At 62.9% G+C, this 19,392-nt stretch carries 17 protein-coding genes; 10 read left to right on the top strand and 7 right to left on the bottom strand.

Annotation, left to right across the window (positions count from 1 at the left end; genetic code table 11):
- Positions 1 to 31: 31 nt before the first annotated feature.
- Positions 32 to 2,014, top strand: a complete 1,983-nt coding sequence (locus NP503_RS06625; protein ID WP_127270992.1) for an acetyl/propionyl/methylcrotonyl-CoA carboxylase subunit alpha — start codon at positions 32 to 34, stop codon at positions 2,012 to 2,014.
- A gap of 88 nt (positions 2,015 to 2,102) precedes the next feature.
- Here the strand turns inward: NP503_RS06625 and NP503_RS06620 are convergent, their stop codons facing one another.
- Both NP503_RS06620 and NP503_RS06615 read right to left on the bottom strand, forming a co-directional pair.
- Positions 2,103 to 3,224: an ABC transporter substrate-binding protein gene (locus tag NP503_RS06620; RefSeq protein ID WP_127270990.1), complete on the bottom strand. Its 1,122-nt coding sequence runs from the start codon at positions 3,222 to 3,224 to the stop codon at positions 2,103 to 2,105.
- A gap of 392 nt (positions 3,225 to 3,616) precedes the next feature.
- Entirely contained in the window at positions 3,617 to 3,883 is a 267-nt protein-coding gene (locus tag NP503_RS06615; protein ID WP_013532614.1) for a sel1 repeat family protein, read from the bottom strand.
- A gap of 449 nt (positions 3,884 to 4,332) precedes the next feature.
- Between NP503_RS06615 and NP503_RS06610 the strand changes: the two genes are divergently transcribed.
- The 5 genes from NP503_RS06610 to NP503_RS06590 all read left to right on the top strand — a co-directional run bounded on the left by NP503_RS06610 (position 4,333) and on the right by NP503_RS06590 (position 7,986).
- A complete protein-coding gene (locus tag NP503_RS06610; RefSeq protein WP_127270988.1) occupies positions 4,333 to 4,674 on the top strand; it encodes a DUF2147 domain-containing protein in 342 nt (113 codons plus the stop codon).
- 223 nt (positions 4,675 to 4,897) lie between these two features.
- Positions 4,898 to 5,056, top strand: a complete 159-nt coding sequence (locus tag NP503_RS06605; protein ID WP_023812838.1) for a hypothetical protein — start codon at positions 4,898 to 4,900, stop codon at positions 5,054 to 5,056.
- A 38-nt stretch (positions 5,057 to 5,094) separates the two neighbouring features.
- Positions 5,095 to 5,289: a hypothetical protein gene (locus NP503_RS06600; protein ID WP_127270986.1), complete on the top strand. Its 195-nt coding sequence runs from the start codon at positions 5,095 to 5,097 to the stop codon at positions 5,287 to 5,289.
- A 116-nt stretch (positions 5,290 to 5,405) separates the two neighbouring features.
- Positions 5,406 to 6,869 (top strand): AMP nucleosidase, encoded by a 1,464-nt coding sequence (locus tag NP503_RS06595; RefSeq protein WP_236382868.1) that lies wholly within the window; start codon positions 5,406 to 5,408, stop codon positions 6,867 to 6,869.
- Positions 6,870 to 6,939: 70 nt separating this feature from the next.
- Positions 6,940 to 7,986 carry an endonuclease/exonuclease/phosphatase family protein gene (locus NP503_RS06590; RefSeq protein ID WP_127270982.1) on the top strand — a complete coding sequence of 349 codons (1,047 nt, stop codon included), beginning with the start codon at positions 6,940 to 6,942 and terminating at the stop codon, positions 7,984 to 7,986.
- A 4-nt stretch (positions 7,987 to 7,990) separates the two neighbouring features.
- Here the strand turns inward: NP503_RS06590 and NP503_RS06585 are convergent, their stop codons facing one another.
- The 3 genes from NP503_RS06585 to NP503_RS06575 all read right to left on the bottom strand — a co-directional run bounded on the left by NP503_RS06585 (position 7,991) and on the right by NP503_RS06575 (position 10,607).
- Entirely contained in the window at positions 7,991 to 8,590 is a 600-nt protein-coding gene (locus NP503_RS06585; RefSeq protein ID WP_127269929.1) for a DUF922 domain-containing protein, read from the bottom strand.
- 127 nt (positions 8,591 to 8,717) lie between these two features.
- Positions 8,718 to 10,397: an electron transfer flavoprotein-ubiquinone oxidoreductase gene (locus NP503_RS06580; protein WP_127269927.1), complete on the bottom strand. Its 1,680-nt coding sequence runs from the start codon at positions 10,395 to 10,397 to the stop codon at positions 8,718 to 8,720.
- Between the two features lie 63 nt (positions 10,398 to 10,460).
- Entirely contained in the window at positions 10,461 to 10,607 is a 147-nt protein-coding gene (locus NP503_RS06575; protein ID WP_155930595.1) for a hypothetical protein, read from the bottom strand.
- Between the two features lie 10 nt (positions 10,608 to 10,617).
- Here NP503_RS06575 and NP503_RS06570 point away from each other — a divergent pair, with 10 nt between their 5' ends.
- From NP503_RS06570 to NP503_RS06560, 3 genes are all read left to right on the top strand, one after another.
- A complete protein-coding gene (locus tag NP503_RS06570; RefSeq protein WP_127269925.1) occupies positions 10,618 to 11,262 on the top strand; it encodes a hypothetical protein in 645 nt (214 codons plus the stop codon).
- A 210-nt stretch (positions 11,263 to 11,472) separates the two neighbouring features.
- A complete protein-coding gene (locus NP503_RS06565) occupies positions 11,473 to 12,342 on the top strand; it encodes a uracil-DNA glycosylase family protein (protein WP_127270979.1) in 870 nt (289 codons plus the stop codon).
- Between the two features lie 143 nt (positions 12,343 to 12,485).
- Positions 12,486 to 13,298: a helix-turn-helix domain-containing protein gene (locus NP503_RS06560; RefSeq protein WP_127270977.1), complete on the top strand. Its 813-nt coding sequence runs from the start codon at positions 12,486 to 12,488 to the stop codon at positions 13,296 to 13,298.
- Here the strand turns inward: NP503_RS06560 and NP503_RS06555 are convergent, their stop codons facing one another.
- Complete coding sequence (locus NP503_RS06555) at positions 13,299 to 14,276, bottom strand: DMT family transporter (RefSeq protein WP_127270975.1); 978 nt, start codon at positions 14,274 to 14,276, stop codon at positions 13,299 to 13,301.
- Positions 14,273 to 16,579 (bottom strand): xanthine dehydrogenase family protein molybdopterin-binding subunit, encoded by a 2,307-nt coding sequence (locus NP503_RS06550; protein ID WP_127270973.1) that lies wholly within the window; start codon positions 16,577 to 16,579, stop codon positions 14,273 to 14,275. The genes NP503_RS06555 and NP503_RS06550 overlap by 4 nt, the downstream gene beginning before the upstream one ends.
- Positions 16,580 to 16,735: 156 nt before the next feature.
- Between NP503_RS06550 and pepN the strand changes: the two genes are divergently transcribed.
- Positions 16,736 to 19,381, top strand: coding sequence for an aminopeptidase N (gene pepN, locus NP503_RS06545; protein ID WP_127269853.1), 2,646 nt, complete (start codon positions 16,736 to 16,738; stop codon positions 19,379 to 19,381).
- Positions 19,382 to 19,392: the final 11 nt, after the last annotated feature.

Raw genomic sequence — 19,392 nt, 5'->3', positions numbered from 1 at the left:
GGCGCTGCCCGAGGCAAAACCGGGAGGCTCCATGTTCGCCAAGATCCTGATCGCCAATCGCGGTGAGATCGCTTGTCGTGTCATCCGGACGGCGCGCAAGATGGGTGTGCGCACTATCGCCGTCTATTCGGATGCCGATGCGAGATCCCTGCATGTCGAGATGGCCGACGAGGCGGTGCATATCGGCCTCTCGCCCGTCGGCGAAAGCTATCTGCGCGGTGACAAGATCATCGCCGCGGCCCTGGCAACGGGCGCACAAGCCATTCACCCCGGCTACGGCTTCCTGTCGGAAAATCCCGATTTCGTCGACCAGGTGGTGGCGGCGGGGCTGATTTTCATCGGCCCGTCGGCGGCCTCGATCCGGGCCATGGGGCTGAAGGACGCCGCCAAGCGGCTCATGGAAAAGGCCGGCGTGCCGGTCGTGCCGGGCTATCATGGCGAGGCGCAGGAGATCGTGCTGCTTGCGTCCAAGGCACGCGAGATCGGCTACCCGGTGCTGATCAAGGCGCGCGCCGGCGGCGGCGGCAAGGGTATGCGCCGGGTCGAGCATCCCGATGAATTTTCCGAGGCGCTGTCCAGCGCGCGGCGCGAGGCGAAAGCCGCTTTCGGCGACGACCGCGTGCTGGTCGAAAAATATGTCGACAAGCCGCGCCATATCGAGGTGCAGGTGTTCGGCGACAATTTCGGCAATGCAGTGCACCTTTATGAACGCGACTGCTCGGCGCAGCGCCGCCACCAGAAAGTGATCGAGGAATCGCCCGCGCCCGGCATGACCGAGGCTTTGCGCAAGGCGATGACGGATGCGGCGGTGAAGGCCGCCAAGGCGATCAATTATTCAGGCGCCGGCACCATCGAGTTCATCGTCGATGCCTCGCAGGGCCTGAAAGCCGACCGCTTCTGGTTCATGGAGATGAACACCCGCCTGCAGGTCGAACATCCGGTCACCGAAATGGTAACCGGCACCGATCTGGTCGAGTGGCAGTTGCGGGTCGCCAGCGGCGAAAAGCTGCCGAAGACGCAAAGCGAGATCGCGCTCGTCGGCCATGCCTTCGAGGCGCGCATTTATGCCGAGGACGCGGCAAAAGGGTTCCTGCCGGCGACCGGCACGCTGCATCATCTGAAATTTCCAGACGCAGCCTCCGAAGGCGCCACAATGCGCATAGAGACCGGCGTGCGGGCGGGTGACGCCATCTCGCCCTATTACGACCCGATGATTGCCAAGCTGATCGTCCACGCCACGGACCGTCAGGGGGCTCTGGAAGCGCTTGGCGCGGCGCTATCCCGGACCGAGATCGCCGGCTCGACCGTCAACACCGCCTTTCTTGCCGCTCTCGCCGCCGATCCGGATTTTGCTGCAGGCGATGTCGACACCAGCCTGATTGGCAGACACCAAGAAACCTTGGCGACCGTCCCGCCGCCGAGCGACGAAACCATTGCTGCCGCCGCTCTTGCGGCCTCCGGTGCCGGCGCAACCCCGTCATCCGACGATCCGTGGTCGTCGCTTGTCGGCTATGCCCATTTCCACAGCGTGGCGCGACGCACATGGCTGAAGTTCGGCGAAGACGATATCGCGGCGAAGGTTTCGGTGCGGGCGGACGGACGATTCCAGGTCGCGCTGGACAAGCCCTATGGCGACACCAATTCGCATGATTTTCGCGCCACGCCACGCCTCGCCCGCTGGCCAGGCCATATTACCGTGTTCGAAGGCGCCGTTGGCTACACCTTCGCCGTGCCGGACCCGTTGGCACGGGCCGATGAGGCGGCGGCAAGCACCGGCAGCCTGCGTGCGCCGATGCCGGGATTGGTCAAGCTGGTGCGCGTGGGAAAAGGCGATACGGTGATCAAGGGCCAGCCGCTGCTGATCCTCGAGGCGATGAAGATGGAGCACACCATCGCCGCGCCGCATGACGGCGTGATCGCCGAGATCGCCACAGAGGGCGCACAGGTCACCGACGGAACGGTGCTGGTGCGGTTCGTCGAGGAGCACAACGCCGCGACCACAGCAGTGAGCTGACGGTTCGGAAGGCCACGACAGGGGAAGCAAAAAAATGGCCGGGATGAACCCGGCCATTTCTCTATGCCATCCAGTCGCAGGGTGGCGATTACTGCGCGATCGGCGCGTATTTGCCGTCATGCCACTGGTTGATGTCGTAGCTGGCATTCTTGAGGTCGCCCTTCTCGTCGAAGGTGACATCACCGACAACGGTGCTGATCGGCGTACCGTTCTTCAACGCTTCGGCAACCTTGGCCGGGTCGTCGCTGCCGGCACGCTTGATGCCTTCGGCGAAAGCCTGGATGGTGGCGTAAGAGAACAGCGTGAAACCCTCCGGCACGAAACCGCCGGCCTTGATCTTCTCGACGGCTGCCTTGGCTTCCGGCTTTGCCTGCGGATCCGACGGGAAGACGAACATGGTGCCCTCGCCGGCCGGGCCGGCAACCTGCCAGAATTCCGGCGAGGCGATGGAGTCCGGCATGATCAGCTGGAACTTCAGATTCTGTTCCGCCGACTGACGCAGGATCAGGCCGGCTTCAGGATGGTAGCCGCCGAAATAAACAACGTCGGCTTTCAAATCCTTGAGCTTGGTGACGAGAGCCGAATAGTCCTTCTCGCCAGCGTTGATGCCGTCATAATAGACCTCCTTGAGGCCGCCGGCATTCATCGTTGCCCTGACGGCGTCAGCCACGCCCTGTCCGTAGGCGCTCTTGTCATGCAGGACGACGACATTCTTGCCGGCAAACTTCTTGGCGATCCATGGGCCGATGAAGGCGCCCTGCGCGTCGTCTCGCGTATAAAGGCGCATGATCGTCGGCCAGCCGGCCTTGGCTGCCGCATCGGTCAGCACCGGGTTTGACGAGGCCGGGCTCATCATCAAGGCGCCGGCTTCGGCATAGACAGCTGATGCCGGAATGCTGGAACCCGAGCAGGCATGGCCGTCGATGAACTTGACGCCATCGGCGACGACGCGGTTGGCAACCGACACGGCCTGCTTGGGATCGCATTGGTCGTCTTCGATGCTCAGCTTGATCTGACGACCGTCGACACCGCCCGCGGCGTTGATCGCATCGGCGGCAGCCTGTGCGCCCTGCTTGAACTGATCGCCGATGGTGGCGAGCTGTCCTGTCATCGGGCCCACCACCGCAAAGGTGATGTCGTCTGCGAATGCGACCGGCGTGCTCAACATCAGGCCGAATATGGCCGCGTTCAAAATACTCAATTTTTTCATGATGGTAGAACTCCTCCACTCACGCGCGGCCGCCCCGGCCGCGCTTCTTCCAGAGAGGCCGGACAATTTCATCCTTCATTCGGCCTGTCTAGGCGCATTGGCGCCGCTCGATTGGGCCTGCAAGACGTCATCCACGCAAAAAGCCACGCCAGCCTTGTTCCGGCTGGTCGCGGCTTTTTTGCCCGTCGAGCAATCTCCAGGCGCCCCCGCGCCTAAAAATCCGCTCAGCTTCCCTGTGTCGCGCACGACTGGGCCTTGCGGCCTGCCGCGTTCTTTCCCTTGCCTTCGTGACCGTCTTGCGCGGCCTTCAATTTCGCCGGGTCTGGCCGTCTGTGCGGCCTTGATCCCGGAGCTTCCCTGTCTTCGATGGATCTGTCTGCGATTGGCAGATTTCAGTGCATGGTCATCCATTCGCGGGCTTCGCGCAGCGCCGTGGCGATCTCGACCTTCGACATGGCGGCCGACAGTTCCGAGCGCAGCTCGGCGGCGCGGGCCGAGCCCTTGATTGCGGCGATGTTGAACCATTTGTGGGCGGCAACGACATCGGTCTCGCAATCGCGGCCGGTCGCATACATCATGCCCAATTCGAAAAGGATGTCGGCCTGGGCAGTTGCTCCCATAGCGCCGAAACCTGCTTCAAGCATTTCAAAACGTGCCATTTCAATCCCCTGTTTTCCGGCCCCTGTCAGGCTCCCGAGAGCTGCCTTCTTTCGTCTTGCCGGCTGCTCTTCCGATGCTTTCGAGAATGCCGTGCAGGCTTGAATCCGTCGTTAAATGGCGTGCTTAATTTGAGGAAAACAAAGCTAAAACAAGAGGTAAACGCCGAAATTCGTTAAGGATACAAACCCAGCAATTCAGCCTGCTTGCCTCAAATTTGACGAAAGTTTTCTCGCGCGGGGGCAAGACTTCGCTAACCACGGCAGACAAAGGCGATGCGCCGATCGTTTCATTTCATCGTCGAGGAGGCGCTTTCAGGCGGCTGCAAAATCCCAAAGTCTTCCGCTACGGCACCGCTTTTGTTTTGCCGGGAGCTGGATTAGCTTACGTTTGCGTAAGCGGCAGACCGGCGAGGCGGAGCATCCGGCCGGACATCCACAGGGAGGAAGACATGTTTCGAAAACTGAGCCTGGCCCTTGCGGCCACATTGATCGTGGCGAGTGCAGCATGGGCCGATCCGATCGAAGGCAATTGGAAGACGCAGGCCGGCGAAACCGCGGCCATCGCCGGCGGCGGCTCGTTTTCCATCACGCTCAAGTCCGGGAAATATGCCGGCAAGACCATCGGCTCGCTCAAGGCGACAGGCGACAACAAATATGCCGGCAACATCACCGATCCGGCAAACGACAAGACCTATTCGGGCAAGGCGACATTGTCGGGCAGCTCTCTCAAGATGAGCGGCTGCGTGCTCGGCGGACTGATCTGCAAGAGCCAGACCTGGCACAAGCTCTGATCGAGCGCATCCTTGCGACATGATGACGGGGCCTCGACGGGCCCCGTTTTCGTTTGTCGACACATCCTGCGCCGATGATGCTCGATACCCACCGGCGGCTATCCAAACCGACGCCGGCGCCGTCGAAACCCGTCAGTCATCTTGAACGGCAGATGAACGCCGGCATCAGAGCCGGTTCAGTTGCATCAGGGCATTCTCCGGCGTGTTGAAGGAGACCGACCCAATGCTTGCTCGCCGCTTCACCATCGTCTGCCTGCTGGTGAGCCTGTTTGGAATGTTCTTCGCCATCCTCGTCGCCGAAGCGGGCCGTCCGGCCCGCGCCTGGGACGAAGCCAGTTCCAGAACCTGCCGCCTCGCCTGCCCCACCCATCTTCGCAACTGACCAAAGAAACCAAGACCTCGAAAGAAAAGCTGAACGCCATGAACCGCATCGCCGCCAACACTCTCAAGACCCTTCGGCTTCTGCCGCGGGCGGCGCTTATCCTGACGGTGCTGGCCGCTCCGGTTCTGGCCGTGCCGATGATGCGCACTGACGCCGGCTCGACGATCGACGCACCAGCCCTGAAGAAGTCCGGCGTCGGCTTTGTGCTCCTGGTCAGCCTGCAGCGCGGTTGAAGAAAAACGGCGCTTTGGCCGCCTTCGGTCGCGACACCCCTCCCAAGTGCCGATCCAAGTCTCTATATTGAGCCATGGAAAAGCGAATCTACCCACAAGCCATCGAATCTGTCGTCATGCCGGAGCCTTTTGGCCGGCAAAGCTTTGATAGCGCCGAAAAAGCAGTCAAGGCACTGCAGGCGCTTTACGACCGCAATACCAAATTCCTGCGCGACTCCTTTGCAGAGCTGGCGGCAGCAGGCGGCGACAATGGCAAGCGCTACCGGGCCTTTTATCCGGAGATCGGTGTCACCACCAACTCGTTCACCCAGATCGACTCGCGCCAGGCCTATGGCCATATGCCGACGCCTGGGCATTTTTCCACCACCATCACCCAGCCGGGCCTGTTCGAAAGCTACCTCGTCGAGCAGTTGCGCCTGATCATGCGCAATCATGGGGTTGCGGTCACGGTGTCGGAATCGACCACACCCATCCCGCTGCATTTCGCCTTCCTTGAAGGCACCCATGTCGACGGCGCGACGGCAGAGCGCATCAAGCGGCCGATCCGCGATCTGTTCGACGTGCCGGATCTCGACGGCACCGACGACCAGATCGCCAACGGCACCTTCGAAGTCGCCTTTGGCGAGCCGAGGCCTCTGGCGCCCTTCACGGCGCAGCGCATCGATTATTCGCTGCACCGGCTGTCGCACTATACGGCAACCACGCCGCAGCAGTTCCAGAACTTCGTGCTGTTCACCAATTATCAGTTCTACATCGACGAGTTCGTCGCCCGCGCCCGCAACCTGATGGCCAATGGCGGCGGCGGATACACGGAGTTCGTCGAGCCGGGCAATGTCATCACCAAGAGCGGGCAAAGCGCGCCCAGCGAAGGCGTTGCACCGCCGCGCCTGCCGCAGATGCCGGCCTATCACCTGAAGAAATCGGGACATGGCGGCATCACCATGGTCAATATCGGCGTCGGGCCCTCCAACGCCAAGACCATCACCGACCATATCGCGGTGCTGAGGCCGCATGCCTGGGTGATGCTCGGCCACTGCGCCGGCCTGCGCAACACCCAGGCGCTGGGCGACTATGTGCTGGCGCATGCCTATGTGCGCGAGGACCATGTGCTGGACGACGATCTTCCGGTCTGGGTGCCGATCCCGCCGCTGGCCGAAATCCAGGTGGCGTTGCAGGAAGCCGTCGCCGAAGTCACCGGCCTTTCCGGCTACGACCTAAAGCGCATCATGCGCACCGGCACCGTCGCCACCATCGACAATCGCAACTGGGAACTGCGCGACCAGCGTGGCCCGGTACAGCGTCTGTCGCAATCTCGCGCCATCGCACTCGACATGGAATCGGCGACCATCGCCGCCAATGGCTTCCGCTTTCGCGTTCCCTACGGCACGCTGCTGTGCGTTTCGGACAAACCGCTGCATGGCGAGTTGAAGCTGCCCGGCATGGCGACCGAATTCTACAAGCGCCAGGTGGCGCAGCACCTGACCATCGGCATCAGGGCGATGGAGAAGCTCGCGGAAATGCCGATGGAGCGGTTGCATTCGCGCAAGCTCAGAAGTTTTTCGGAAACGGCGTTCCAGTAGGCCGATGCCACGCACCGCGGCGGCATTTCTCATCTTGATTGGGCCGCATTTCTGCCGATAAGCAGGCGGCATGGAGAGAGCGAGCCTCGGGACATTGCTGATTTCGGTTGCATTCCTGGCAATGCTGGCCTGTTCGATCGCTCTGGTGGCCGGGTTTTTCGGAACGCTGCATCCCGCCTTCGATTCCTTCTCGCATTTCCGCGTCCACCTTGCCGTGCTGATGGCGCTTTGCGCGCTGCCGCTGCTGGCCACGACATTTCGCCTGCAGGCGGCCGTGGCACTGCTTTTTGCCGTGGCGGCCTTCGCCACCACTTCCGGGTCGCTGTCCTTCTCCCGCCTGTGGCCGGTTGAGGCCGCCTATGAAGCCAAGAACGAAGACCGCGCAATCTACAAGCTGCTGCAGATGAACCTGCGCTACGACAATCCGACGCCGAAGAAGGTGCTGTCGCTGATCGGCCGGACCAATCCCGACGTGATCACCCTCGACGAGGTATCGGCGATGTGGGCGACCGAGCTTGGCTATATCAGCAGCGCCTATCCATACCGGATCCTCTGTCCCTATCCCAACGGCATATTCGGCGTCGCGTTGCTCTCGCGGAGGCCCTTTGCCGCGGGCACCGAGGCGCGTTGCGAAAGGCGCGGCGCCATGGCGACAGCGACCGTCGACTTCGGCGGGATCGACGTCGATGTCGCGGCGATCCACCTCAGTTGGCCGTGGCCACGCGAGCAGTACTGGCAGATCGGCGAGTTGACGGAGCCGCTTTCCGCGCTCGGCGAGACGGCCATCATGGCGGGCGACTGCAATGCCGCGCCATGGAGTGCCGCCGTGCGGCGGGTCGCGGCGCTTGGCGGGCTGACCGTGATGCCGTCCGCCGGCCCGACCTGGATCCACATCAAGCTGCCGGACTTCCTGCGGCGCTTCGCCGGCCTGCCGATCGACCAGGTTTTCAGCAAGGGCGGCGTGACCATCCATTCCGCGACACGGCTGGAAGACACCGGCTCGGATCACCTTCCGGTCATGGTGGAGTTCTCACTCAGGCTGAACCAGCAAAAGCCGCTCGACGAACATGAAACCGCGACCGCGGCCATAAGCCAGACCGGCAAGACGCCAGGCTGAAGGATCAGGGCCTGACCAAAGCGATGACGAGATGCTGGACATGGCCGCCATCGCGATGCTCGCGCGCATCGAAAGCGAGCTGCTTGGCCTCATATGCGGCATTGGTGGCCTTGATACGTCGCTGTGCCTCGCGACGTGTTTTGTAGCAGAACCGGTCGTCGGCAATCCTGAGGCCGGAGATCGATCTTTCCGTGGCCCGCATCATCTCCCTGGCGATGCGGCCATGGGTTTCCTCATGGGCGCGGACGCCGGCGAAGAACCGCGTCCATCGCTTCCGGAGCGTCGGCGTGGTGGCCGAGGCGACACGCGGAAACGTATAAAAGAGATTGAGCGTGCCGTTGGCGCGCCGCAAGCGGCAAACGCCATTGTCCTGGCTGGTGTCAAGGTCCCAATCCACTGCGTAGCCGGTCAACGCGATGGCGTGCGTCATGAAGCCGTGCTTCGGCCCCTTGCGGTCCATAGCCTGCATCAGCGCCAGCCCCGTGTTCCCGGTGATGTCGTAGGTCCGCGTCTTGACCACCACCCTGGTGCCGGCCGAGGCCGCCGAAGCCAAACCGAACAGCGCAGCGATCGCCACAAGGCATGCCAGAACCGCCAGGCGCATTGGCCATCTCCTTATCGTCAAGGAATGGAACCATAAGCGCGCGGCAGTTTCAACAGTCCTAATGTTTCACTTGCCACGGGAGACCCGAGCCGTCGTCGGGGCTTTGCACGCTGTGGCCGGCGCGAGCCTACATGCCCTGGTAGACCGGGCCTTCTCCGCCTTGCGGCGGCACCCAGTTGATGTTCTGGTTCGGGTCCTTGATGTCGCATGTCTTGCAGTGGACGCAGTTCTGCGCGTTGATGACGAAGCGCACATCCTTGGCCGTGGGATCGGCGGCGGCATTGCCGTCCTTGTCGACCCACTCGTAAACCCCGGCCGGACAGTAACGCGTCGAGGGGCCCGCAAAGACATCGTGCTCGGACCGCTTCTGCAGTTCCATGTCGCCGACAAGCAGGTGGACCGGCTCGTTTTCCTCGTGATTGGTGTTGGACAGGAACACCGAGGACAGCCTGTCGAAGGTCAGCACGCCATCGGGCTTCGGATAGGCGATCTTCTTGTGCCGGGCGGCAGGCTCGAGCGTCGCATAGTCGGCCTTGCCATGCTTCAGCGTGCCGAAGGGCGAGACACCGAACAGCGTGTTCAGCCACATGTCGAGGCCGCCGAGGCCGACACCGACGATCGTGCCGAAGCGCGACCACAGCGGCTTGACGTTGCGCACCTTCTTCAAATCCTTGCCGATGTCGGTCGCGCGCCAGGCTTCCTCGTAGGAAGCGAGTTCGTCGTTGGCGCGCCCGGCACCGATCGCCTCTGCGACATGCTCGGCCGCCAGCATGCCGGACAGCACGGCATTGTGCGAGCCCTTGATGCGCGGCACGTTGACGAAGCCCGCCGCACATCCCATTAGCGCACCACCGGGGAAGGAGAGTTTCGGCACTGACTGCCAGCCGCCCTCGGTGATGGCGCGCGCGCCATAGCCGAGGCGCTTGGCGCCGTCGAAAGTCCCGCTGATCGCCGGATGGGTCTTGAAGCGCTGGAATTCCTCGAAGGGCGACAGCCAGGGGTTCTTGTAATTGAGGTGGAGGACGAAGCCGACCGCCACCTGATTGTCCTCGAGATGGTAGAGGAACGAGCCGCCGCCGGTCTTCAAGTCAAGCGGCCAGCCGAAGGAATGCTGGACCAGGCCCGGACGGTGGTTCTCCGGCTTGACCTGCCAGAGTTCCTTCAGGCCGATGCCGTATTTGCCCGGTTCGCGGCCATCGGAAAGCTTGTATCTGGCGATCAACTGCTTGGCGAGCGAGCCGCGAGCGCCCTCCCCGATCAGCACATATTTGCCCATCAGCGCCATGCCGGGTGCGAAACCCGGACCGTGCGTTCCGTCCTTCTCGACGCCCATGTCGCCGGTGACGACACCGGTGACGGCGCCTTGCTCATTGTAGAGCAGGCCGGCGGCGGCAAAGCCCGGATAGATCTCGACGCCGAGCGCTTCGGCCTTGGTCGCCAGCCAGCGGCAGACATTGCCGAGCGAGACGATGTAGTTGCCGTGATTGTTCATCAGCGGCGGCATCAGCATGTTGGGCAGGCGAAACGAGCCGGCAGGACCAAGGACGAGGAAATGGTCTGATGTGACCGGCGTCTTGAAGGGATGGCCGTCCTCATCGCGCCAGCCCGGCAAGAGCCGGTCGATGCCGATCGGATCGACAACGGCGCCGGAGAGGATATGGGCGCCGACCTCACCGCCCTTCTCCAGGACGACGACCGAAAGCTCGGGATTGACCTGCTTGAGGCGGATGGCTGCGGCGAGGCCGGCAGGGCCGGCGCCGACGATAACCACGTCGAATTCCATGCTTTCGCGTTCGATGTCGCTCATCAACCCCTCCGCACTGGCTTATCCCATTCGGGTATCTTGCTGGCTCCCGCGCTGCATAGCGCATCAATTGACGACAGGAAACCGGCGCATACGTGACAATGCCGTTTTGGCCAAAAAGTCGCGCATTGCGAGGCTGGAAGACTGCTTTTCGCCCGGCATTGCCTGCGAGGCGCGCGTTTTTAATTGTTCGACGGCTTGCTTATCGGCCATACTTCACGCCATGCGCATTCCTGGGCCAGCCGGCTTTTCATCGACGCGCTTTCTTTTCCCGCCCGGCCGGATCCGCCGGGCGCTCCTTTTGGCCCTTCTGATGCTGGCGCCGCATCACGCTGCCGCCGACGAAGTGAAGGTCTGGGCGGCTGGCGCCTACTCCTTCTCCGACGAGCTTGGCGGCTTCCACATCACCGGCGCCTCGGGCATCGGAACGAAGGACGATCCGTTCGTCATCACCGAAGAGCTGAATTCGTCAACGCCGGTGACGCTGACGATCCGCACGACAAAACCGATCCAGGCATTCGGCAAGGCCGACGAATTCGCCAACGGCATGATGTATATGCGCATCGAGGTGCTCAACAACAGCGGCCAGGCCTGGGTCGAATTCCAGTTCGAATTGCAGGAGATCCTGAATCGGCCGAGCGTGTTCGGCGACGGGCTTTCCTTCGACCAGCGCAACAAGACGCCGGACAATATCTTGTCGAGCAATTTCGCCGATTTCGATCGCGATTTCGAACCCTATGACCGGCTGCTGTTCAGGAATGGCAAGGTCGACCCGCTGAAAACCGCCAGGTTCGAATTCCTGATGACTGATTACACACCGCGATGGACGTTTTACCTCGTGCAGGATCCACGCATACCGACGGGATGAGGCGCGGATGCGGGGCGCGCTCTCCCCCCTCGAGGGGCGGCACGACCGGACGCGACTCCCCTTCGCCGACAGAGGAGGTTGACGCTCTACGCGCGACGACCCCCTCTGGCCTGCCGGCCATCTCCCCCTCAAGGAGGGAGATTGGCTGTCATCACCGCTTTCGCCAATCACAAACTTGCAAATCGTGCTCGCGCGGATGAATGTGCCGGCATGACTGCCGCTTCCCCAAACAACATACCTGACATCGCCGACTTGCTGGCCTTTTACGCCAGCGTGGGCGTCGACGAGGCGCTTGAAGACCAGCCCGTGAACCGATTCGCCGAGGTTGCGCCAAAGCCCATGGAGCGCGCGGCGGCGTCTTCGGGCGATATCGCCGCACCGCAGCGTTCGACGAATATGTCTCGCCCCGAACCAAGTGACAGATCAAGTGCGCCGCCGGTTGCGCGCCCAACGTCGGCCACCGTTCCCGACGAAGCGCAGGCGGCACTGGCTCGCCAATTGGCGACGACAGCAACGACGCTGGACGAGCTTCGCCAGCACATGGCGGCATTCGAGGGCTGCAATCTCAAGGCCACCGCCAAGAGCCTGGTGTTCGCCGACGGCAACCCGGACGCCGCCGTGATGCTGGTCGGCGAGGCACCCGGCCGCGACGAGGACATCGAGGGCCTGCCCTTCGTCGGCCGATCGGGTCGGCTGCTCGACCGCATGCTGGCGGCGATCGGGCTCGACCGTACTTCAGTCTATATCGCCAATGTCATTCCCTGGCGGCCGCCGGGCAATCGCACGCCGACGCCGCACGAAACCGAGATCTGCCGGCCGTTCATCGAGCGGCAGATCGAACTGGTCAATCCGAAGGTGCTGATCAACCTTGGCGGCCCGTCAGCCAAGACCTTGCTCAACACCTCGGAAGGCATATTGCGGCTGCGCGGCAACTGGCGCGCCCACACGACGGCGTCCGGCATCGCCATCCCGGCCATGCCGACGCTGCATCCGGCCTATCTCCTGCGAACCCCGTCGCACAAGAAGCTGGCGTGGCGGGATTTTCTCGAAGTCAAGGCGAAGCTGCGTGCACTTGGGTGATTGGCCAATCTCCTCCACGAGGGGGGAGATTGGCTGTCATCTCCGCTTTCGCCAATCTCCAATGTGGATAGGCGAACGCCGGCAAGAACTATGACCTCAGACGTAATTGAAATGCCCCCCTCTCCCAGTCTAACCATGCCCTCATGACAACAGCCCAAACCTCCGCCGGCAGCCTCATTCGCGAGTGGCGCACCCGCCGCCGCATGTCTCAACTCGACCTCGCCATGGAGGCCGAAATCTCGCAGCGGCATCTGAGCTTCGTCGAAAGCGGCCGCGCCGCGCCCTCACGCGACATGGTGCTGCATCTGGCCGAGCAATTGTCGATACCGCTGAGGCAGCGCAACCAGTTGCTCCTCGCCGCCGGCTTTGCGCCGAGCTTCGGCGAGCGCTCATTGACCGACACCACGATGGCGCCGGCGATGGCGGCGGTCGAGATCGTCCTCAAAGGCCACGAGCCTTTCCCGGCACTCGCTGTCGACCGCCACTGGAACCTGGTTTCGGCCAATGCCGCCATTGCCCCCTTCCTTGCCGATGTCAGCGAGGCTTCGCTGCTGACGCCGCCGGTCAACGTCCTTCGCCTCAGCCTTCATCCCGGCGGCATCGCGCCACGCATCGTCAATCTCCAGGAATGGCGGACGCATCTGCTCGAGCGCCTGAAACACCAGAATGACGCGAGCGGCGACGCGGTGCTGATCGAACTCGAGCGTGAGCTGAGGACTTATCCGTCCGGCTTGAAAGGCAGTCGGCCGGTGTCGGTAGAGCCGAACCCCATCGTGCACCCGCTCAGGCTTGCGCACGGCGACCAGGTGCTGTCGTTCATCAGCACCATCACCGTCTTCGGCACGCCGCTCGACGTGACCCTGTCGGAACTGGCGATCGAATCGTTTTTTCCAGCCGATGAGCAGACGAGGACGGTGCTGGTTCGGTTGGCGAAGGAGCGAGCCGAGCTGTCGTAATCACCCTTCAGGCAAAGATGCCTTGCGCGTGCGGGTCCGCTCCAGGCCAAGCTGGCGTTCGCGCCAGATGATGAAGATGCCGGCGGCGACGACGATCAGGCCGCCGACGAGCATATGGAGCGTGGCGACGTCGCCGAAGACGAGATAACCGACGACGACGCCGAGGATCATCGACGTATATTCGAACGGCGCCACCACCGAGGCCTCGGCATGGCGATAGGCCGCCGTCATCAGGATCTGGCCGAGACCGCCGCAGAAGCCGGCGGCAACAAGAAGAGCCGCCTGGAGCGGCGTCAGCGCCTGCCAGCCGAATGGCAGCGACAGCAGCGACATGACGCTCGCCGTCACCGAAAACCACAGCACGATGGTCGCTGTGCGCTCGCTTTGAACGAGATTGCGCACCAAGAGCATGGCGACGGCCGAGATCGCCGCGGCGACAAGAGCGGCGATGACGCCAAGCACTTCCTGATCGTCGAGCGCCTCGTCGGAACTCAGCAGCGTCAGTTCCGGCCAGGAGATGATCAGCACGCCGACCAGGCCGACCGCGACCGCACTCCAGCGATAGACACGGATGGCCTCGCCGAGGAAGATGGAGCTGAACACCACCACCAGCAGCGGCTGCGCGTAGTTCAGCGTGATCGCTTCTGGCAGCGGCAGCCGGGTCAACGCAAAAAAGCCGAGCCCCATGGCGCAGACGCCGACCAGGCCGCGGGCGATGTGGTTGAACGGACGCTTGGTGGTGAAGGCAGTGCCGAGTTCTTTCCTGAAGGCCAGGAAGGCGATGATCGGGAAAATAGCGAAGAAAGAGCGGAAGAAGACAATCTGGCCGGCCGGAACCGTGCCTGCGGCTTTGATGCAGGTCTGCATGCCGACGAAGACCGCCACCGACACGATCTTGAACATGATGCCGGTTAGCGTGTCGTGCCCGCCGGCATCACCGCTGGCTGTGGCCGGGGGGCTGCCGGGGCCTGCTGTCACGCTCCCGACGCTTCTCGGATGGTCGCCCAGATACGCGCCGGCGTTGCCGGCATGTCGATGTGCTTGACGCCATAAGCGCGCCAGAGCGCGTCGGTCACCGCATTGAGCGCCGCCGGGGTCGAGCCGATGGTGCCGGCCTCGCCCGCGCCCTTGATGCCGAGTGCATTGGTGGTCGAAGGCACGTTGCGGGTCTCGAAATGGAAGAACGGGAAATTGTCGGCGCGCGGCATGGCGTAATCCATGAAGCTCGCCGTCAAAAGCTGTCCGTCCTCGCCATAGATGGTGTCCTCGGTCAGTGCCTGGCCGATGCCTTGCACGACGCCGCCATGCACCTGGCCGGCGAGCAGGATCGGGTTCACGGTGACGCCGAAATCGTCGACGATGGTGTAGCGGACGATCTCGGTCGCGCCGGTGTCGGGATCGATCTCGACCTCGCAGATATGAGTGCCGTTGGGATAGGTGCATTCGTCCTGCACGAACTCGCCAAAGCCCTTGAGATCATCCGGCGTCTTGGCGGCCTTGGCGATGGCGGAAAAATCGATCGAGCGATCGGTGCCGACGATGCGGGCAACACCATCAGACAGCTCAATGTCGCCGGCCGAGGCTTCAAGCTCGTCGGCGGCGATGCGCTTGATCTTGTTGGCCAGATCCTCGCCCGCGCGGGAAGCCGATACACCCCCCAGCGGTATGGAGCGCGAGCCGCCGGTGCCGCCGCCGGCTTTCAATTCATCGGTATCGCCCTGGCGGACATGGATCTTGTCGATGTCGAGATTGAGCTTTTCCGACAGGAACTGCGCATAGGCGGTGGCATGCCCCTGCCCGTTGGTCTGGGTGCCGATCTTCAGCGTCACCGTGCCATCGCCGTTGAGTTCGACGAAGGCCGGTTCGGAGCCCGGAAAGGCACAGGCCTCGATATAGGTCGCCATGCCGAGGCCGCGGATTTTTCCGCCGGCCTTCGATTGCGCCAGCCGCTCGGGAAACGCTTTCCATTCGGATTGCTCAATAGCGCGCTCCATATGGCCTTCGAATTCACCGGTGTCGTAGAGGCGGCCGGTTTGCGTCCGGTAGGGAAATTGCTCCGGCCGGATGAAGTTGCGGCGGCGGATCTCCTCGACAGGCAGGCGGAGATCGTGGGCGCAGGCATCGACCAGCTTTTCCAACAGGAACGCCGCTTCCGGCCGGCCGGCACCGCGATAGGCATCGACCGGGCAGGTGTTGGTGTAAAGGCCGGTGACCGAGACATCGAGCGCCTGGATATCGTAGACACCGGTCGACATGGTGACGCCGATATAGGGGATGAACGGGCCGTATTGCGAGATATAGGCGCCGATGTTGGCGAGCAGGTCCACCTTCATGCCGAGAAAGCGGCCGTCCTTGTCGAGCGCCATCTCGGCCGTGACGAAATTGTCGCGGCCTTGCGCGTCGGTCAGGAAGTGCTCCGTGCGGTCACCGGCCCATTTCACCGGGCGGCCAAGCCGCTTTGCCGCTTCCAGCACCAGCGGATATTCGCGGTAGACGAAGCTCTTCGGCCCGAAACCACCGCCGACATCAGGCGTGATGACGCGCAGCTGGTCCTTCTTGATCTTGAACACGCTGGCCAGGATATACTGCATGGAGTGCACGCCTTGCGACCCGGTGGTCAGCACGAAGCGCTTCTCCTCGACGTTCCATTCGCCGATCGCGGAGCGCGGCTCCATGTAGTTGCACACCAGCCGGTTGTTGACGAACTCGATGCGGGTGACATGGGCGGCCTTGGCGAAAGCCGCTTCGCTCTTTTTCTTGTCGCCCATGTGGTAGCTGAAGGCGCGGTTGGAACCAAGCTCCGGCCAGACCAGCGGCGTGCCTTCGGCCAATGCCGTTGCCGTCCCGGAGGCCGCATCTTCGCCGTCATAGTCGACATCGATCAGTTCGGCGGCATCCTGCGCCAAGGCTCGGCTGTCGGCGACGACGAAGGCAATGGCATCGCCGACATAGTTGACGCGGTCGCCGCACAGGATCGGGATGTCGCGCGTCGGAGCCTTGGTGCCGTCCGGCTGTTCCTGCATGACGCCGGATTTCAGATCGCCGAGATGGGCAAGATCCTTGCCGGTCAGCACCAGATGGACGCCAGGTGCCGTCTTCGCCGCCTCGGTCGAACCGATGGTGAAGCTGGCCTTGGCGACCGGCGAGCGCAGGACATAGCCATGCAGGACGCCAGCCGGCTGGATGTCGTCGGTATAGCGGCCCTGGCCCTGGATGAAGGCGGCATCCTCGCGCCGCAGCACGGATGCGCCCATGCCGAATTTCGGTGTGACGACGGTCATGGGTGCCTCGTGATGATGACAGGAGAAGGAACGCCTGAAATAGGCATTGCCTCAGTTTTGTCGAGGGGCCGTTTCGTGTAAAGAGCGCGGACTTCAAATTTCTTGGACCAGCGGACACAATCCGCCGCCAACGCAATCGACAGGAAAACCCACGGAATGCGCACGGACACCGGCCAGGTCTTCAAACTCGAAGACTATCGCCCCAACGACTACCTCATTCCGAAAACCGACCTTACCTTCCGCCTTTCGCCAGACGCAACGCGTGTCACCGCCGTCCTCACGATAGAGCGTCGTGACGACGTCTCCCTGTCGGCACCGTTGGTGCTCGACGGCGACGGGCTGACGCTCAAGCGCATCGAGATCGACGGCAAGAAGGTAAAACCGGCGGATCTGCTGGCGACGCCTGACCGGTTGACAATCCTCAAGCCTCCGGCGGCACGTCGCTTCCAGTTGCTCATAGAGACCGAGGTGGCGCCGGCGGGCAACGAAGCCCTGATGGGCCTCTACCGCTCGAGCAATGTCTACTGCACGCAATGCGAAGCGGAGGGCTTTCGCCGCATCACCTATTTCCTCGATCGTCCCGACATCCTGTCCGTCTACACGGTGCGCATAGAAGCAATGCGTGACGAAGCGCCGCTGCTCCTGTCCAACGGCAACCTGGTCGACAGGGGCGACCTCGGCGACGGCTGGCACTATGCAGTGTGGCACGACCCTTTTCCCAAGCCATCCTATTTGTTCGCGCTGGTGGCCGGCAATCTCGGCCAGCTTGCAGACAGTTTCGTCACGCTGTCGGGCCGCACGGTCGAACTCGGCATCTATGTCGAGCCCGGCAAGGAGAAGCTGGCCGGCTACGCGATGGATGCCCTGAAGCGGTCGATGAAATGGGACGAAGAGGCATTCGGCCGCGAATACGATCTCGACGTCTTCAACATCGTCGCCGTGTCCGACTTCAACATGGGAGCGATGGAGAACAAGGGCCTCAACATCTTCAACGACAAATATGTGCTGGCCGACCGGGAGACCGCGACGGACGCCGATTTCGCCAATATCGAGGCGATCATCGCGCATGAGTATTTCCACAATTGGACAGGCAACAGAATCACTTGCCGCGACTGGTTCCAGCTCTGCCTGAAGGAAGGCCTGACGGTTTTCCGCGACCACGAATTCTCCGCCGACCAGCGCTCGCGCGCGGTCAAGCGCATCGCCGAAGTGCGCACCTTGCGCGCCCACCAGTTTCCCGAGGACCAGGGCCCACTGGCGCATCCAGTGCGGCCGCGCCGCTACCGCGAGATCAACAATTTCTACACCGCCACGGTCTACGAGAAGGGCTCTGAAGTGGTGCGCATGATCCGCACAATTCTCGGTGCCGACGTCTTTCGCGCCGGCATGGACCTCTATTTCGAGCGGCACGACGGTGACGCGGCGACGATCGAGGATTTCATCAAGGTGTTCGAGGATGCGTCCGGCCGCGACCTGTCGCAGTTCGCGCTCTGGTATCATCAGGCAGGCACGCCGAACCTGACGATCAGTTCGACGCACAATCCGGCGGCGCAGGAATTCACGCTCGAAATCGAGCAGTCGGTACCGCCGACACCCTCCGAAAGCCGCAAGCGGCTGATGCACATCCCGCTGGCTTTCGGCCTGATCGGCGCCGGCGGCAAGCCTGTGCCATATAGCGGCGTCGAAGGCGCCAGCGTCGAGGACGGCGTCATCCATATCCGCAAGCGTCGCCACATGGTGCGGTTTTCAGGCGTCACCGAGCGCCCGGCCGTGTCGCTCAACCGCGGCTTTTCGGCGCCGGTGACATTGTCCGTCGAGCAGAAAGCCGACGACCAGTTCTTTCTCGCCCGCCATGACAGCGACGCCTTCTCGCGCTGGCAGGCCTTCAATACATTGCTGACCGATGCACTGATCACCGCCTTCCGCGAGATCCTCGGCGGCAAGCAGCCGGCCTTTGCACCGCGGCTGATCGAACTCGCCGGCAGCATCGCCGGCGACGAGACCCTGGAGCCGGCCTATCGAGCACTGGCGCTGGCATTGCCCGGCGAAGCCGACATCGCCCGCGACATCGGCCGGAACATCGACCCCGATGCTATCTATGCGGCTCGCGAGGCACTGGCGTTGGCGATCGGCACTGCGAACCGGGACGTTTTTTCGGGCCTTTACCGCGGCCTTGCAGACAAAGCAGCGTTCAGCCCCGACGCGGCGAGCGCCGGACGACGCGCCTTGCGCAACACCTTGCTGGATTATCTGTCGCTGCAGCCGAGTGGAGCAGCACTCGCCGCCAGGCATTTCCAGTCGGCGACCAACATGACCGACCGCGCGGCAGCACTTGCCGTGCTCGCGCATCGTCACCACGGTTCGCCCGAGGCGGTCGAGGCGCTGGCGGCTTTCGAGACGACCTATAGGTCCGACCCGCTGGTCATGGATAAATGGTTCCAGATCCAGGCCAGCGTTCCGGGACCGCAAACCGTCGACACCGTGAAGGCCCTGACCAGCCACCCGGCCTTCTCGATGGGCAATCCGAACCGGGTGCGCTCGCTGATCGGCACCTTCTCCAGCGCCAACCAGACCGGCTTCCATCGTGCTGACGGCGAAGGCTACTGGTTCTTTGCCCAGACTGTGCTCGAGGTTGAAAAGCGCAACCCGCAAGTGGCGGCCAGGCTGGCGACGGCGCTCAGATCGTGGCGTTCGCTCGAACCTTTGCGGCAGGCCAAGGCCAGGGAAGCGCTGCTGTCGATCGCCGGCGCCGAAAACCTGTCGGCGGATCTGCGGGATATCGTCGAGCGCACGCTGACGTAAATATGCAATTT

This window comes from Mesorhizobium sp. SEMIA396 (genome assembly GCF_024518615.1).
GTDB lineage: Bacteria > Pseudomonadota > Alphaproteobacteria > Rhizobiales > Rhizobiaceae > Mesorhizobium.
Note: the sequence above shows the minus strand (reverse complement) of the source record. Positions and strands in the feature narration are given on the sequence as shown.

Bases quoted from the DNA above. Each gene is read 5' to 3' on its own strand.
- NP503_RS06625 (WP_127270992.1), top strand. From the start codon at position 32: ATGTTCGCCAAGATCCTGATCGCCAATCGCGGTGAGATCGCTTGTCGT.
- NP503_RS06620 (WP_127270990.1), bottom strand. From the start codon at position 3,224: ATGAAAAAATTGAGTATTTTGAACGCGGCCATATTCGGCCTGATGTTG.
- NP503_RS06615 (WP_013532614.1), bottom strand. From the start codon at position 3,883: ATGGCACGTTTTGAAATGCTTGAAGCAGGTTTCGGCGCTATGGGAGCA.
- NP503_RS06610 (WP_127270988.1), top strand. From the start codon at position 4,333: ATGTTTCGAAAACTGAGCCTGGCCCTTGCGGCCACATTGATCGTGGCG.
- NP503_RS06605 (WP_023812838.1), top strand. From the start codon at position 4,898: ATGCTTGCTCGCCGCTTCACCATCGTCTGCCTGCTGGTGAGCCTGTTT.
- NP503_RS06600 (WP_127270986.1), top strand. From the start codon at position 5,095: ATGAACCGCATCGCCGCCAACACTCTCAAGACCCTTCGGCTTCTGCCG.
- NP503_RS06595 (WP_236382868.1), top strand. From the start codon at position 5,406: ATGCCGGAGCCTTTTGGCCGGCAAAGCTTTGATAGCGCCGAAAAAGCA.
- NP503_RS06590 (WP_127270982.1), top strand. From the start codon at position 6,940: ATGGAGAGAGCGAGCCTCGGGACATTGCTGATTTCGGTTGCATTCCTG.
- NP503_RS06585 (WP_127269929.1), bottom strand. From the start codon at position 8,590: ATGCGCCTGGCGGTTCTGGCATGCCTTGTGGCGATCGCTGCGCTGTTC.
- NP503_RS06580 (WP_127269927.1), bottom strand. From the start codon at position 10,397: ATGAGCGACATCGAACGCGAAAGCATGGAATTCGACGTGGTTATCGTC.
- NP503_RS06575 (WP_155930595.1), bottom strand. From the start codon at position 10,607: ATGGCCGATAAGCAAGCCGTCGAACAATTAAAAACGCGCGCCTCGCAG.
- NP503_RS06570 (WP_127269925.1), top strand. From the start codon at position 10,618: ATGCGCATTCCTGGGCCAGCCGGCTTTTCATCGACGCGCTTTCTTTTC.
- NP503_RS06565 (WP_127270979.1), top strand. From the start codon at position 11,473: ATGACTGCCGCTTCCCCAAACAACATACCTGACATCGCCGACTTGCTG.
- NP503_RS06560 (WP_127270977.1), top strand. From the start codon at position 12,486: ATGACAACAGCCCAAACCTCCGCCGGCAGCCTCATTCGCGAGTGGCGC.
- NP503_RS06550 (WP_127270973.1), bottom strand. From the start codon at position 16,579: ATGACCGTCGTCACACCGAAATTCGGCATGGGCGCATCCGTGCTGCGG.
- pepN (WP_127269853.1), top strand. From the start codon at position 16,736: ATGCGCACGGACACCGGCCAGGTCTTCAAACTCGAAGACTATCGCCCC.